The following is a 13,747-nucleotide window of genomic DNA, read 5'->3' as shown; positions in this document are numbered from 1 at the left end:
GGAGACCGGTCGGATCTCCCTAGAGTCTACGAAGCTGCGGCCTTGCTTGGCCTGCAGGTGCCGTGTCGGGCCGAACCTGGTGCCGCCTGCAATGCCGTCCCCGGCCGCTTGCACTCACAGGGAGGTCACGCCGCGGACGCGGTGGCCGACGGCGATCGACTCCCCGGAGATGGCCCCCGCGATCGGGGAAACGAGGAAGGCGATCAGATCGGCGACCTCCGAAGGCCGGGCCTCACCCGCCTTGCCGGGCTCCGCTCCGGGAGCCGCATCCTCACTAACGACGCCGGGACTCACGGTGTTGACCGTGACCCCGGTACCGGCCACGGCGTCCGCGAGGTTTTTCGCGGTGATGATCAGCGCCGCGTTGCGCACCGACCCCGTGACGTTGCCGGTGAGGAAGGCATTCTGGCCGGAGACGCCGACGACGCGGCCGAAGCCGGCCTCGGTCATGACAGACAGCGCTGCGTTCGCGACCCGAAGGAAGCCCAGCGCCTTCGCGTCGACCGCTTCCAACACTTGCGCAGGGTCGGAATTGCGGGCCGGGTCGAGCGTCTGCGCACTGGGCGCGGCGGCGACAACGACGCCATCCAGGCGCCCATGCGCGTCGAGCACCTCGGCGATGCCCGCGGTGACAGACGCATCGTCACGGGCATCCAGCACCACGCCGTCGCGGCCGCTGCGGGACGCTGGCACCACGACGGCGCCCTCGGCACGAAGCCGGGCCACCACCGCCGCGCCGATCACCCCGGTTCCTCCGACAACGAGCACGACGCGGTCCCTCAGCTGCAAATCCATGCCCCCACGGTAGCGTGACTTGCCTCATTTTCCGTCAGACCGTGATCACCACCTTGCCGAGCACCTGGCCGCTTTCCAGGAAGCGGATTGCCTTGTCCGCCTCGGCCAGGGGAAAGGAGCGGTGCAGGGCCGGGACCACTGTGCCAGCCTCGAGGAACGGGGCGAGGTCCTGCAGATCCGCGGCACGGACCAGGCCCAGGAACATGGTCAACCGTTGGCTGATGAAGGGTGACAACGCCAGGGCGCCCAACTGGCGGTGCAGGCCTCCGGTCAGCCTGCCGCCACCCTCACCGCCGGTGATGACCGCGGTTCCGGTGCGGGTGAGGGCGCGGCGCAGGCGTGAGATCGGCGGATTGCCGGCCACGTCCAGGATGAGGTCGTACGGGCCAGCGGCTGCGAAGTCGTCCCGGGTGTAATCGATGACATGGCTCGCCCCGAGGGAGCGGACAAACTCGACCTTGTCTGTTCTGCACACCCCGGTAACCTCCGCGCCGAACGCCGTGGCGAGCTGGACAGCATAGCTGCCGACGCCCCCGGAGGCGCCGGTGATGAGCACCTTCTGTCCCTCGCGGATCTTCCCGGCCCGTAGTCCCTGGAGGGCGGTGGCCGCGGAAACGGGCACAGCAGCGGCCTGCTCGAAGGAGAGGGCCTGAGGCTTGGGCGCCAGGGTGGCTTCGGAGGCAAGCGCATACTCGGCGTACGAACCACGGCCGCTGCCAAACACCGCGTCGCCCACGGCGAAACGCTTGGCGTCCGGACCCACAGCCTCAACGGTTCCTGCCAAATCCAGTCCCAGCACCGTGCGCCTGGGCTTCCGGAGACCGAATGCGAGCCGGCCCAGGTACGGCAGGCCGGTCATCATGTGCCAGACGCCCCGGTCGACGCCGGCCGCATGGACGCGGATCAGCACATCATCGCCCTTGACCACCGGGGCCGGCACCACGGCAAGGCGCAGCACCTCCGGCCCCCCGTAGGTCTCCCGGACAAGGGCGCGCATGCCATCCACGGCCCTGTGGTTGTTCTCAAGAGATTGCTCCTGCGTAGTCATCTTGCTCCTTCGTTCCCGCCGCTTCGTACACTGTACGACGCACGGTACCGTACGATGTACGAAAGCGGAAGGGTGCGGGAGGAACATCATGACTGAAGCAGCCGTGGGCGGCGGGGGACGGCCCGAGCTGAGCCGCGAGAAGGTCCTGCAGACGGCGCTGGAGCTCGCCGACAGGGACGGTATAGCGGCACTGTCAATACGCGCTCTCGCCCGGAGTCTGGGCACCAAGCCGATGACCCTCTACTACTACGTGGCCAACAAGGACCAGATCCTGGACGGGCTGGTGGACCTGGTGTTTGCCGAAATCGATACGCCGCAGGCCGGGGCGGCGTGGCAGGAACAGATGCGCCGCCGTGCCCACTCGGCACGGGAAGCGCTGCGCCGGCATCCGTGGGCGATCGGGCTGCTGGAATCCCGCAAGGCTCCGGGGCCGGCAACCTTGAAGCACCATGAGGCCACCCTCGCCACCCTGCGCGCGGGCGGCTTTACCGTGGAGCAAACCGCGCGGGCCTACTCGCTGTTGGACAGCTATATCTATGGGTTCGCCCTCCAGGAGGCCGCCCTGCCGATAGCCGGCGGTGAACCCATGGCGGAGGTGGCCGGTCCCATCATGGAGCGGTTCGCCACGGGGGATTACCCGCACATGGTGGAGATCGCCACGCAAGTGGTGATGCAGCCCGGCTACGACTACGGAAACGAGTTCGCCTCCGGGCTGGAACTAATTCTCGGCGCCTTGCAGGCCGGTATCCGGCCTGAGCCGCAGCCGGCTAGTACTCGCCTTTGATCACGAAGTAGGAGCCGCGGATGGTGCCGGCGAGCTTGGACTTTTGCCGGGCAAACTTGAAGCGCGTTTCGAGTTCTTCCGGGACGTCCATCCCATCGGACAGTTTGAATCCGACGGCGCGCTTGCCGCCGTCCTCGATGCTGTACATGACGTTGATGGACAGCCCGGACTCATAGAACACGTAGTCCATCCGCAGTCCGTCGACCTCGAAACTCGTCGCCTCGAGCGGGCGGGAGCCAATGACGATGTCGCGTTCCTCCTTGAGGATGCGGCTGACCCGCTCGACCACCTCCGGCACCTCGCCGGCAGGGCTGACAGTGAAGGCATGGGCGTACTTGTTGCTGTAATAGCGGGCCTCGTTGGCGCGCAGACCGGCAAGGGCGTCGGCCACCGGGGAGGACTCCAGGCCGACAGTGGAAACGTCCTTGAAGTCAACTACGTACGGCATGTGCCCTCCTGAAGTGATGTGGTTGATCAACGATAACGCGGCGGCGGAACGCGCTAGTCCGCGAGGATGCGGTAGAGGGCGCGGCGCGTTTCGTCGATCTTTTCGATCGCGGCGGTGCGCTGTTCCTCCGTTGCCGAAAATCGGAATTGGTGGATGACGCCCATCAGCTTGGCGATGCTCTGGTGGAACGCTGGCCCCGAACCCTGGCCCTCGGTGTTCCACGCGTTCTCGAGTTCTTCCGCGTGCGCCGCCACGTACTCCTTGCCGGTGTCCGTGAGTGTGAATTCGGTGCGCCGTCCGTCGCCCACGGGCGCAATGAGCTCCTCGTCGACCAGTTGTTGCAGCGTCGGATACACCGACCCCGGGCTGGGGCGCCAGGCTCCCGAGGTCTTTTCGGCGATGGTTTTGATCAGGCCGTAGCCGTTGGAGGGCGCCTCGGCCAGAAGGGACAGGATCGCCGAGCGGACGTCCCCCCGGTTGGCGCGGCGCGGGCCGCCGGGACCAAATCCGGGACCGAATCCGGGACCGAAGCCTGCGCCGAAGCCGCGGCCCGGTCCGAAGCCGCCGTGCCCGTGGGGTCCGCGCCTGCTCCGGCCGCGCCCGTAGCGTCCCTCACCGGGTCCGGCGCCGGAAAATTTGTCGTCGTGAATGCCTTTCATAGCGGCATCGTCCTTCCGAATGACTGATGGGCTGTAACATCGCCGATGTTCGACGATAGTTAACGATATATCGGTGAATGTGGCGCGACAAGGGTTTGCTGCGCCACATTTTGCAGCGGCTCGGCCGGGAAGCCGGAAGAATTCGCAGCGATCCCGTTTCCTAAAGGCATTGTTGAGTAGACCTTAGGTAAACATGTCCGGTTTTCTCCCTGCACTTTTGCGGGGGCTGCTTTTGTGCCCCAAGCCACGATCTTTTGATGAATTTCCCTTTTTTCTGCCGGGCAATTTCTTTGGAAGCGCTTGCGGGTCCAGCCGCCGCGCCGTTGCTGGGCTGTGCCGCCGCTGCACCGCCGCCGCGCTGTTCGCTGTGAGGCTCCCGACCCCCGGTTCTGAGGCTTTTTCCGGAAACTGGCATAAAAAATATAAGTGTGTATGGTATTGGGTACACGCAAGCACAGAAAGGTGTGATTCCTTTGTCGGGAAAATCGCTCAAGGGCGGAAGTGCCAAAAAAACGGGAAAGACCATTCTCGAAAAGCGGGCCGAAAAAAAGGCTAAGAGCGAATCCAGCGACGGCCTCTTCGCCAAGCCGCGCAAGAACCAGCGCTAACATGCCGCGGGCGGCCGCTGCGAGACTCCTAGCCCTTCGGCCGCCCGCTCCCACTTCTGCCGCCACGGCACTGTAGCCGGGCTGGCCGCCGCTTCTTCCGGTACGTCACAAGGACACAAGAAACCAGAGCCATGAATACCACGTACGACGCCTTGATCGTCCCGGCGCAACTGACCCAGCCGGTGCGCATTGAAAGGCTGGATCCCGACGTCGATGTCCTGCAGGAGTTGGTGGGCGGGAACGTCGAGGCCATCGCCAGCAGGGGCTGGCATGTCTACGTCAACGACGAGGGCGGCCGCCTCCCGCAGAACAACCGCGCCGAAGTCCTCATGCGCGAGGCGGGCAAGGATCTGGAGGACGCGTTCAACGGGACCGCCGTCTTCCTGGGCCACGGGCCGCACGGTGAAGAATCCCATGCCCCGTCACACCTCATCCGGCTGGCCGAAGAGCTCTTCGACTCAAGGCTGCAGGCCTAGTTCCGGTTCTAGCGACCTGGCGCAGCGGCGTCCGCCTTGCTTTCACCGGGCCGGGCGTCGGCCAGAGCCCGGCGCAGCGTTTCCAGGGAGGGTGTACCGCGCAGCCCCAGTTCAGTCGGGTAGACCCGGCAGGCGACGGCGGGCGCGGCGTCCGAGGGGAACAAGTCGCGTCCGTCGAGCACGAAGCTTGGCGAGCCGTGGAAGCCCAGCGCCTGCGCCTGCTCGTCACTGTGAACGCTGCGGACGGTGAGGGTCCCGGCGTCGTATCCCTCCAGCTTGAGGGCCGTGGCAAAGAGCTCACGGGACTCCGGCCCGTTGGGGCAGTCGGGGATAATGCGCAGCTCGGCGATCATGTTCCCATCATCGCCCCGGGAGCGCGCAGGATCCAGTTGAAGTTCGCAGAGCCCTGCATATGTCCCCGATCACCGACCGGCTAGGATGGACGGGGCCGGAGGGGCCTGAGGTGCTGTTGGGGGTCAACGGGTGGGGTGAAATGAGCGTGGGTAGGCAGCTGGTGTCTGGTGCGATAGCGCGGAACAACGTGAAGGTCTTTGGGCCGGCGGAGGCGCCGGTGCTGGTGTTCGCGCACGGTTTCGGTACCGACCAGACGATGTGGGGCCGGGTCCTGCCGTGGTTCACCGACCGCTACCGCGTGGTCCTGCTGGACCATGTCGGCTCCGGGGGCTCCGACCAGTCGGCCTACGACTCGGCCGCCTACGCCAGCCTCGACACCTACGTCGATGACCTGCTGGACGTCCTTGCCGAACTCAACCTGCAGGACGCCACCCTGATCGGCCACAGCGTCGGATCCATGATGGCCGTCAGCGCCGCTGTCCGCGACCAGGGCGGCCGCATCGGCCGCCTCGTCCTGCTGACGGCCTCACCCAGTTACATGGATTACCCCGAGGACGGGTACGAGGGCGGCTTTTCGCGCCAGGATCTTGACGACGTGTTCGAATCCCTGGACGCCAACTACCTCGTCTGGGCCGATTCCATGGCGCCGGTCTATATGAACACCCCGCACGCGCCCGAACTTGAGCACGAAATCCAGGGCAGCTTCGGCCGGATCAGCCCGCGCGTCGCGCGCGACTTTGCCCGGGTGGCCTTCCTCTCCGACGTGCGGCACCTGCTCCCCGAGGTCACGGTTCCCGTGCTGATCCTGCAGAGCACCGACGACGTCGTCACGCCGGACCACGTGGGCACCTACCTGCACGCGGAGCTCGCCAACAGCACGCTGGTCCGGCTCGCCGCCACCGGGCACTTCCCGCAAAGCAGCGCCCCGGCGGAGACCGCCGGGGCCATCCTCGACTACCTGAAGCAGCCTTGACCCGGTCAGCCGGGGAGCTCCTCGACTACGGCGAGCTCTTCCACCGGGCGCCCGCCGGTTATCTGGTGGCCGGGCCGGACGGAACCATTCTGGCGGCGAACGCCACGATCCGCGCCTGGACCGGCGTGGACAGCCTGGAGGGCACCCGCCTGCTGGATCTCATGCCGGCCGGCGACCGGCTGATGTTCCGCACCCACGCCGGGCCGAAGCTGGAACGCGACGGCGGCCTGGCCGAACTCGCGGTCGAACTGCTGGGTTCCGACGGTCAGCGTCGGCCGGTCCTGCTCACGGTCACCCGCAGCACGGACGGGCCGGAGCCGCGGGACCTGATGATCTTCTTCGCGGCGCCCGAGCGGCGGCGCTACGAGCGCGAACTGGCCACCGCGCACCGGCAGCTCGAAGACGCGGCGGCCGAACGCGCCCGGCTGCTCCAGGAGGCACGGCACCGGGCGCTGCATGACTCGCTGACCGGACTGCCGAACCGGCGCAAGCTCCGGGAGAGCCTGCTGGCCGCGCTGGCCCGCGCCGGTGCACAGGGCCACGGGGTGGGCCTGCTGTTCTGCGACGTGAACAGCTTCAAGCAGGTCAATGACACGCTGGGCCACGCGGTGGGGGACCAGGTGCTCGAACACGTGGCGGCCCGCCTGGCCGGAACCGTGCGCGGCGCTGACCTGGTGGCCCGCTACAGCGGGGACGAGTTTGTGGTCCTGGTCCCGCGGATCCGGCAGCCGGAGGAGCTCGACGCCGTGGCCGGGCGGGTGCGAAGGTGCCTGGACGAGGCTGTGACGGCCGGCGGGAGGCAGCTCCGCCTCGGGATGGCCGTGGGCCAGGCGCAGACCACGGTCGCAGCCGACGCCGGGGACGCGGACCTTCAGGCCCTGTACAGTGCACTGCTGCTGGCCGCGGACCAGGACATGTACCGCGTGAAGACCGAGATGAGCAGCGCCCCGCCGGCCGGAGCACCGCTGGCCCGCCAGCGCTAGGCCCTTCGGGCGGACGGTTCGGGTCGTCTCCCAGAGTCGTGCCTTATGATTCCTCCAGCGACTTCGTCCAACCAGCATTAAGAGGTAACCGCGTGCCCCAACGTCCCCTGTCTGCTCCGTCGAAAAGTAAGCCGGCCGTCAGCGACGTCTACGCTTCAATGCGGGCTTCCATTCTCAAGGGCGACCTAGAGCCCGGGGCCCACATTAATATCGATGCGGTTTCGCGGAGCCTGGGCGTCTCGCAGACCCCGGTGCGGGAGGTCCTTCAGCGCCTGGAAGGCGACAACCTGGTGGTGTACAGCCCGGGACGTGGGTACAGCACCACGCCCTTGCTGGACCTGCCGGCGCTGCGGGCCCTCTTTGAGTTCCGGCTCCTGGTGGAACCGTGGGCGGCGCGCTCGGTGGCCGTTGACCGCCTCGCCAATCCGGCCGCCGCCCTCGAAAGCGAGTTGGCCGCCTTCCGCGCCACCATGGACACGGCGGGGGAGCTGCGGCAGGAACTGGTGGCCCACGACACCCGTTTCCATGACGCCATCCTTGCCGCCGCTGGCAATCCGGTGGTGCGCCATGCGTTCGCCCAGACCCACTGCCACCTGCACACTTTCCGGCTCTACCCTGCCGACATCGACGGGGCGATTACGGTGGCGGAACACGCGGCCGTCCGTGATGCCATCTCGGCATGCCTCCCCGACCAGGCGGAGCAGGCGATGGCGGAACATATCAGGAATTCGTTCAGCCGGTTTTCCAAGGCTTTCGACGGGGATGAAGACCTCCCGCCGCTGGAAGCCGGCGGCCCGTCGCGCAGGCACATCGTCGAGTAAAACGAAGCCCCGGCCTTTTGGCCGGGGTTTTTCTTTGGCCTTGATCCAGATCACAGTTCCTATATGATTGTAGAGATTCATATAGGAACTGCGCTCCCTTGCGTCGACCCCCAGAGAGAAGAGAACCGTGCCTTCCGTTACTTCCATCCATACCCAGGACGTACGCTTCCCCACGTCCCTTGAGCTCGACGGCTCCGACGCGGTCAACGTGGACCCGGACTACTCGGCCGCCTATGTCGTCATCCGCACCGACGCGGGCGACGAGGGCCACGGCTTCATTTTTAGCTGCGGCCGCGGCAACGAAATCCTCACCCACGCCATCGACGCCTACGCCAAGCTGCTCCTCGGCCGCGACATCGACGAACTGATCTACGACCTCGGCGCGGCCTCCAAGCGCCTCGTCCACGATTCCCAGCTGCGCTGGCTGGGCCCGGAAAAGGGCGTGACCCAGATGGCCTGCGGCGCCTTGGTCAGCGCCCTCTGGGACATCCGCGCGCGGCGCGAAAAGAAGCCCCTGTGGCTCCTGCTCAGCGAGATGCCCGCCGAGGAGATCGTCGACGTCGTCGACTTCACCCACATCCGCGATGCGCTGAGCCCGCAGCAGGCGCTCGACATCCTGCGTGCCGGTGAGGACGGCAAGGCCGCACGTATCGCGTCCCTCAAAGTGGACGGTTTTCCGGCGTACACCACCTCGCCCGGCTGGCTCGGGTACAGCGACGAGAAGCTGGTCCGGCTCAGCAAGGAGGCAGCTGCCGACGGTTTCTCCATGATCAAGCTCAAGGTGGGCGGCGACATCAAAGATGACCGCCGCCGGATGGCCCTGGCGCGGCAGGCCGTCGGCGATCTGCCCATCGCCATCGACGCCAACCAGCGCTGGGAAGTCTCGGAAGCCATCGACTGGGTCAACCAGCTCGCGGAATTCAACCCGTACTGGATTGAAGAGCCCACCAGCACCGACGACATTCTGGGTCACGCCGAGATCCGCAAAGGCGTTGCCCCCGTGCGGGTTGCCACCGGCGAAGCCGTGGCCAGCCGCATCGTCTTCAAGCAGCTGCTCCAGGCCGGGGCCATCGACGTGCTCCAGCTGGACTCCACCCGGGTGGCCGGAGTAAACGAGAACATCGCCAACCTCCTGCTCGCTGCCCGCTTCGACGTGCCCGTCTGCCCGCACGCCGGCGGGGTAGGGCTGTGCGAGCTCGTCCAGCACTTCTCCTTCTTCGACTACGCGGCCATCAGCCGCAGCCAGGACGGCCGCATGATTGAGTATGTCGACCACCTCCACGAACACTTCGCCGAGCCGGTGCGGATCGTCAACGGCCGCTATGCAGCCCCGCAGCTTCCCGGCACCGGCGCGGAAATGTTCGCCGCATCCCGCTCCCGGTGGGAATTCCCCGGCGGCGCCGGCTGGCTGGAGGTCGGAAACCGGGCCGCCGTCACCGGCGGCGCGCCGACGGCCGCCGGGGGGATCCGATGACGACGGCGGTGGCGGAACTCAACACGGCAGTAGAAGCGGCCCACACGGCGTTCGAGAAAGGACGGGCTGCGGACCCCCGCACGCGGGGAACCTGGCTGGAGGCGGTGGCCGACGCACTGGCAGCCGATGCCGACGCCCTGGTGGAGATCGCCGTCGAGGAAACACACCTCGGCGAGCAGCGCCTGCGGGGCGAACTGAACCGCACCGTGTTCCAGCTCCGCCTCTTTGCAGCGGAAATCCGCGCCGGCGAACACTTCGACGCCACGGTTGACCACGCGGACCCGGAATGGGGCATGGGTCCCCGGCCGGACCTGCGCCGGGTTAACGTGCCGATCGGGGTCGTCGGCGTGTTCGGGGCCTCCAACTTTCCCTTCGCCTTCAGCGTGATGGGCGGGGACAGCGCGTCCGCACTGGCCGCCGGCTGCGCCGTGGTGCACAAGGCCCACGACGCCCACCGGCAGCTTGCCCGCCGCACGGCCGCCGTCGTCGTCGATGCGCTCGACGCGGCAGGGGCACCCTCGGGGCTGTTCTCGCTCGTCACCGGAAGGGCAGCCGGGGAGGCCCTGGTGGACCATCCGCTGGTGAGAGCGATCGGTTTTACCGGCTCGACGGCGGGCGGCCGGGCCTTGTTTGACCGCGCCAACGCCCGCTCCGAGCCGATCCCGTTTTTCGGTGAACTCGGCGGCATCAACGCGGTCTTCGTGACCGAGAAGGCCTGGGCCGCACGGCGCGACGAGATCCTGCAGGGCTACGCCGGCTCCTTCACCCTGGGGATGGGCCAGTTCTGCACCAAACCGGGGCTGCTCTTCGTCCCCGGCGGCCAGACCGAGAAGGTCAGGGACGTCCTCAGCGCGGCCCTGGCAGGCTTCGCGCCGGCCCGGCTGCTCAGCAACCGGCTTCACGAGGGGTTCACCGAAGCGGTGCACGCCCTGCAACGCGAGGCCGGCGTCGACGTCCTGATCGAAGGTGACTTCGCCGAAACGCCGGCGCCCACGCTGCTGCACACCACAGCCTCCGCCGTGCGTCACGATCCCTCGATCCTGCGGCAGGAGATGTTCGGACCCGCCAGCATACTGGTGGAGTACGGCGACGAATCCGAACTCCCGGCGCTCGCCGAACTCCTCGAGGGCCAGCTCACCACCACGCTCCAGGCAGAGCCGGAGGATGACCTCCCGGAGCTCGCGGCGCGCTTGGTGGACATCAGCGGGCGGGTGCTCTGGAACGGCTGGCCCACGGGCGTCACCGTCAGCTACGCCCAGCACCACGGCGGCCCGTACCCGGCCACCACCTCGGCCACCACCTCGGTCGGAACGGCTGCGATCCGCCGCTTCCTGCGTCCCGTGGCGTACCAGAGCTTCCCGGAAAACCAGCTGCCGGAACCGCTCCGCGACAGCAACCCCTGGAATGTGCCGCAGCGCGTCGACGGGGCCTGGCGGCGGGCCGCCGCTACCGGCGGCGCCGGCGGAAATGCGGGGGAGCAGTGAACGCGCCGGTGGATGATGCCCTGGCAGCGGTCCTGCCCGCAGATGCCGCCTCTGCCCTGCTGGTCGGCCGGCTCTGGGACCCGGCAACGGGAGGGCCAAGAGTGGTCGTGGTCAAGGCGGAGGACGTCTATGACCTGACCGGATTGGCCGGAACGGTCTCCGAACTGCTGGAACTTCCGGACCTGGCCGCGGCGGTGCGTGCCGCCCTGGCGCAGCCGCGCTGGGCGACCGCCGACGTCGTCAGCGCCTCCCTGGCGCAGGAGCTGGACCGTCCGCATTTCCTGGCGCCGGTGGACCTGCAGGTCATCAAAGCCTGCGGGGTGACCTTCGTCGACAGCATGATCGAGCGCGTCATCGAGGAACGCTGCGGCGGAGACGCCAGCCGCGCCCTCGAAATGCGCCAGCTCGTGGGGCGGGCACTCGGCGGCAACATTGGCGCCATCCGCCCGGGTTCCGCGGAGGCAGCCGAGGCCAAAAAGGTGCTGCTGGCTGAGGGGATGTGGTCGCAGTACCTTGAGGTTGGCATCGGGCCGGACCCCGAAGTATTCACCAAGGCCCCCGTACTCTCCTCGGTGGGCCTCGGTGCGGGCGTAGGCATTCCCTGCTTCTCCTCCTGGAACAACCCGGAGCCGGAACTGGTGCTCATCGTCACCTCCAAGGGCGCCGTTGTCGGGGCAACGCTCGGCAATGACGTGAACCTCCGGGACGTGGAAGGCCGCAGTGCCTTGTTGCTCGGTAAGGCGAAGGACAACAATGCGTCCAGCGCGTTGGGCCCCCTGATCCGGCTGTTCGACGACGAGTTCACCCTGGAGACGCTGCGGCACGAAGAGATTACGCTTCGCGTCGAAGGAGAAGACGGCTACGCACTGGAGGGACGAAACTCCCTGGCCAGGATCAGCCGCCCGTTTGAAGAACTCGTCGCGGCGACGTTCGGTAAACACCACCAGTACCCCGACGGGTTCGCACTCTTCACCGGGACACTGTTCGCACCCACGCAGGACCGGGACGAGCCCGGCCAGGGCTTCACGCACCGGCCCGGTGACCTGGTAACCATCCGCAGCAACCACCTGGGTGCCCTGGTGAACCGGGTGGGCGCGGCCGAAGAGTTGCCGGAATGGTCCTACGGTCTCCGGGACCTCTTTTGCTACCTGCAGGAGCAGCGCTCCTGCCTTACCACCACTGCACGAAAGGACTATTCATGAGGTTTGCCCAGATCGGCGCTCCGGGCGTCGAACAGCCCGTTGTCATCCACGAGGAGAAGCACTATTCGTTGAGCGGCGTGACCGCGGCCATCGACGGAAACTTCCTTGCCCAGGGCGGTCCGGCTGCCGCGGCCGCCGCCCTGGCAGCGGGAACGCTTCCGGAAGTGAGCGCCGAGGACGTCCGCTACGGTGCCCCCATCGTGCGGCCCTCGGCTGTGATCTGCGTCGGCCTGAACTACGCCGCCCATGCTAAGGAATCCGGTGCGGAGCCCCCGGTGCACCCGGTCATCTTCCTGAAGACCCCCAACACGGTCTCAGGCCCGGATGACACCGTGCAGATCCCGCGTGGATCAACCAGGACCGACTGGGAAGTTGAACTCGGGGTGGTCATCGGCAAGCGCGCCTCCTACCTGGACTCCCCGGAAGCCGCGCGGGACCACATCGCCGGGTTCGTGGTGGTCGACGATCTCTCTGAACGGGACTTCCAGCTGAGCGTCTCCGGCGGCCAGTGGTCCAAAGGCAAGAGTTCGCCGGGATTCTGCCCCACCGGGCCATACCTCGTCACGCCGGACGAGGTGGCTGCAGGGGATCTGAGGCTGCGCAGTTGGGTCAACGGCGAACTCCGCCAGGATTCGTCCACCGCCGACATGATCTTTGACGTCGACACCATTGTGTGGAACTTGAGCCAATACATGGTCCTCGAGCCGGGTGACCTGATCTGCACGGGCACACCGGAAGGGGTCGCGCTTTCCGGCCGCTACCCGTACCTGCAAGCGGGAGATGTCGTGGAACTGGAAATTGAAGGCTTGGGCCGCCAGCGCCATGAGTTCGTAGCATGAGCGGGCAGCCAGCGGACGAGTTCGAGGGTATTCGGGTCATCGTCACCGGCGGCGCCTCGGGAATCGGTGCCGCTACGACGTCGCACCTGTTGCGCCGCGGCGCCAGGGTCGCGGTGTTGGATCTGAATACCGGGGCAGTGCCTGCCCCGGCGCTTCCGATCGTGTGCGACGTCTCCGATGATGCCTCCGTGCGGCGGGCGGTCGAATTGGTCGCCCGGGAGTTTGGCGGAATCGACGTCGTCGTGAACAACGCCGGAATCGGGGCGCAGGGCACCGTCGAGGACAACGATGATGCCGAATGGCACCGCGTCTTCGACGTCAACGTGTTGGGTGCGGTGCGGGTCAGCCGTGCTGCGCTGCCGTATCTCCGGCAGTCGCCGGCCGCGGCGATCGTCAACACCGCCTCTGTCGCGGCGACCGCGGGGCTGCCGGCCCGGGCGCTCTACGCGGCCACCAAGGGGGCCGTCCGTGCCCTGACGATGAGCATGGCGGCAGACCACATCAGGGAAGGCATCCGGATTAACTGCGTCAACCCAGGCACCGCCGACACCCCATGGGTCGGCCGGCTGCTTGACCAGGCAGCCGACCCTGCGGCGGAGCGCGCGGCGCTCGAGGCCCGCCAGCCGCATGGCCGGCTGGTGGCCCCCGAAGAAATCGCCGCAGCGATCGCCTACCTTGCCAGTCCGCTCGCCGGTTCCACTACGGGCACCGAGCTCGCGGTCGACGGCGGCATGCAGGCGTTGCGGCTGCGCGCGGCCCGTTAGCCGTCCTGCCCGGGCCGCTGGTCTGGCTGGACGTG

Annotated in this window: 16 protein-coding genes; 11 read left to right on the top strand and 5 right to left on the bottom strand. The window is 67.4% G+C overall.

The window, feature by feature from the left end; all coding sequences use genetic code 11:
• Positions 1 to 114 precede the first annotated feature (114 nt).
• Together AC3ANP_RS03105 and AC3ANP_RS03100 are read right to left on the bottom strand one after the other, a co-directional pair.
• Positions 115 to 795 (bottom strand): SDR family oxidoreductase, encoded by a 681-nt coding sequence (locus AC3ANP_RS03105; RefSeq protein ID WP_488331894.1) that lies wholly within the window; start codon positions 793 to 795, stop codon positions 115 to 117.
• A 34-nt stretch (positions 796 to 829) separates the two neighbouring features.
• Positions 830 to 1,843: an NAD(P)-dependent alcohol dehydrogenase gene (locus tag AC3ANP_RS03100; protein ID WP_488331893.1), complete on the bottom strand. Its 1,014-nt coding sequence runs from the start codon at positions 1,841 to 1,843 to the stop codon at positions 830 to 832.
• A gap of 88 nt (positions 1,844 to 1,931) precedes the next feature.
• On the opposite strand from AC3ANP_RS03100, the gene AC3ANP_RS03095 reads away from it, so the two are divergent.
• Positions 1,932 to 2,627 carry a TetR/AcrR family transcriptional regulator gene (locus tag AC3ANP_RS03095; RefSeq protein WP_488331892.1) on the top strand — a complete coding sequence of 232 codons (696 nt, stop codon included), beginning with the start codon at positions 1,932 to 1,934 and terminating at the stop codon, positions 2,625 to 2,627.
• Here AC3ANP_RS03095 and AC3ANP_RS03090 read toward each other — a convergent pair.
• The gene (locus tag AC3ANP_RS03090) at positions 2,611 to 3,075 is read right to left on the bottom strand and encodes a phage tail protein (protein WP_488331891.1); all 465 of its coding nucleotides are present in this window, start codon (positions 3,073 to 3,075) and stop codon (positions 2,611 to 2,613) included. The two genes, AC3ANP_RS03095 and AC3ANP_RS03090, sit on opposite strands and share 17 nt — an antisense overlap.
• Positions 3,076 to 3,128: 53 nt before the next feature.
• Positions 3,129 to 3,734: a PadR family transcriptional regulator gene (locus AC3ANP_RS03085; protein ID WP_488331890.1), complete on the bottom strand. Its 606-nt coding sequence runs from the start codon at positions 3,732 to 3,734 to the stop codon at positions 3,129 to 3,131.
• A 428-nt stretch (positions 3,735 to 4,162) separates the two neighbouring features.
• Here AC3ANP_RS03085 and AC3ANP_RS03080 point away from each other — a divergent pair, with 428 nt between their 5' ends.
• Positions 4,163 to 4,342, top strand: coding sequence for a hypothetical protein (locus AC3ANP_RS03080; protein WP_488331889.1), 180 nt, complete (start codon positions 4,163 to 4,165; stop codon positions 4,340 to 4,342).
• A 131-nt stretch (positions 4,343 to 4,473) separates the two neighbouring features.
• Entirely contained in the window at positions 4,474 to 4,818 is a 345-nt protein-coding gene (locus tag AC3ANP_RS03075; RefSeq protein ID WP_488331888.1) for a DUF3846 domain-containing protein, read from the top strand.
• A gap of 8 nt (positions 4,819 to 4,826) precedes the next feature.
• On the opposite strand, the gene AC3ANP_RS03070 is transcribed toward AC3ANP_RS03075, so the two are convergent.
• Positions 4,827 to 5,171: a hypothetical protein gene (locus AC3ANP_RS03070; protein WP_488331887.1), complete on the bottom strand. Its 345-nt coding sequence runs from the start codon at positions 5,169 to 5,171 to the stop codon at positions 4,827 to 4,829.
• A gap of 140 nt (positions 5,172 to 5,311) precedes the next feature.
• Here AC3ANP_RS03070 and AC3ANP_RS03065 point away from each other — a divergent pair, with 140 nt between their 5' ends.
• The 8 genes from AC3ANP_RS03065 (at position 5,312) to AC3ANP_RS03030 (ending at position 13,712) form a co-directional block, all read left to right on the top strand.
• The gene (locus tag AC3ANP_RS03065; protein ID WP_488331886.1) at positions 5,312 to 6,145 is read left to right on the top strand and encodes an alpha/beta fold hydrolase; all 834 of its coding nucleotides are present in this window, start codon (positions 5,312 to 5,314) and stop codon (positions 6,143 to 6,145) included.
• Positions 6,142 to 7,128, top strand: coding sequence for a diguanylate cyclase domain-containing protein (locus AC3ANP_RS03060; RefSeq protein WP_488331885.1), 987 nt, complete (start codon positions 6,142 to 6,144; stop codon positions 7,126 to 7,128). The genes AC3ANP_RS03065 and AC3ANP_RS03060 overlap by 4 nt, the downstream gene beginning before the upstream one ends.
• Before the next feature lie 158 nt (positions 7,129 to 7,286).
• A complete protein-coding gene (locus tag AC3ANP_RS03055; protein ID WP_488331884.1) occupies positions 7,287 to 7,949 on the top strand; it encodes a GntR family transcriptional regulator in 663 nt (220 codons plus the stop codon).
• 127 nt (positions 7,950 to 8,076) lie between these two features.
• Positions 8,077 to 9,423, top strand: coding sequence for an enolase C-terminal domain-like protein (locus AC3ANP_RS03050; RefSeq protein ID WP_488331883.1), 1,347 nt, complete (start codon positions 8,077 to 8,079; stop codon positions 9,421 to 9,423).
• Complete coding sequence (locus tag AC3ANP_RS03045) at positions 9,420 to 10,907, top strand: aldehyde dehydrogenase (NADP(+)) (RefSeq protein WP_488331882.1); 1,488 nt, start codon at positions 9,420 to 9,422, stop codon at positions 10,905 to 10,907. Before AC3ANP_RS03050 ends, AC3ANP_RS03045 begins: the two co-directional genes overlap by 4 nt.
• The gene (locus AC3ANP_RS03040) at positions 10,904 to 12,109 is read left to right on the top strand and encodes a fumarylacetoacetate hydrolase family protein (protein ID WP_488331881.1); all 1,206 of its coding nucleotides are present in this window, start codon (positions 10,904 to 10,906) and stop codon (positions 12,107 to 12,109) included. The genes AC3ANP_RS03045 and AC3ANP_RS03040 overlap by 4 nt, the downstream gene beginning before the upstream one ends.
• Positions 12,106 to 12,948, top strand: coding sequence for a fumarylacetoacetate hydrolase family protein (locus tag AC3ANP_RS03035; RefSeq protein WP_488331880.1), 843 nt, complete (start codon positions 12,106 to 12,108; stop codon positions 12,946 to 12,948). Before AC3ANP_RS03040 ends, AC3ANP_RS03035 begins: the two co-directional genes overlap by 4 nt.
• Positions 12,945 to 13,712: an SDR family NAD(P)-dependent oxidoreductase gene (locus AC3ANP_RS03030; protein ID WP_488331879.1), complete on the top strand. Its 768-nt coding sequence runs from the start codon at positions 12,945 to 12,947 to the stop codon at positions 13,710 to 13,712. Before AC3ANP_RS03035 ends, AC3ANP_RS03030 begins: the two co-directional genes overlap by 4 nt.
• The last annotated feature ends 35 nt before the right edge of the window (positions 13,713 to 13,747 follow it).

The organism is Arthrobacter sp. JB02-1C (assembly GCF_057748045.1).
Note: the sequence above shows the minus strand (reverse complement) of the source record. Positions and strands in the feature narration are given on the sequence as shown.

Coding starts and splice junctions, on each gene's coding strand:
- AC3ANP_RS03105 (WP_488331894.1), bottom strand. CDS start 795: ATGGATTTGCAGCTGAGGGACCGCGTCGTGCTCGTTGTCGGAGGAACC.
- AC3ANP_RS03030 (WP_488331879.1), top strand. CDS start 12,945: ATGAGCGGGCAGCCAGCGGACGAGTTCGAGGGTATTCGGGTCATCGTC.
- AC3ANP_RS03070 (WP_488331887.1), bottom strand. CDS start 5,171: ATGATCGCCGAGCTGCGCATTATCCCCGACTGCCCCAACGGGCCGGAG.
- AC3ANP_RS03045 (WP_488331882.1), top strand. CDS start 9,420: ATGACGACGGCGGTGGCGGAACTCAACACGGCAGTAGAAGCGGCCCAC.
- AC3ANP_RS03035 (WP_488331880.1), top strand. CDS start 12,106: ATGAGGTTTGCCCAGATCGGCGCTCCGGGCGTCGAACAGCCCGTTGTC.
- AC3ANP_RS03085 (WP_488331890.1), bottom strand. CDS start 3,734: ATGAAAGGCATTCACGACGACAAATTTTCCGGCGCCGGACCCGGTGAG.
- AC3ANP_RS03075 (WP_488331888.1), top strand. CDS start 4,474: ATGAATACCACGTACGACGCCTTGATCGTCCCGGCGCAACTGACCCAG.
- AC3ANP_RS03055 (WP_488331884.1), top strand. CDS start 7,287: ATGCGGGCTTCCATTCTCAAGGGCGACCTAGAGCCCGGGGCCCACATT.
- AC3ANP_RS03095 (WP_488331892.1), top strand. CDS start 1,932: ATGACTGAAGCAGCCGTGGGCGGCGGGGGACGGCCCGAGCTGAGCCGC.
- AC3ANP_RS03100 (WP_488331893.1), bottom strand. CDS start 1,843: ATGACTACGCAGGAGCAATCTCTTGAGAACAACCACAGGGCCGTGGAT.
- AC3ANP_RS03090 (WP_488331891.1), bottom strand. CDS start 3,075: ATGCCGTACGTAGTTGACTTCAAGGACGTTTCCACTGTCGGCCTGGAG.
- AC3ANP_RS03065 (WP_488331886.1), top strand. CDS start 5,312: ATGAGCGTGGGTAGGCAGCTGGTGTCTGGTGCGATAGCGCGGAACAAC.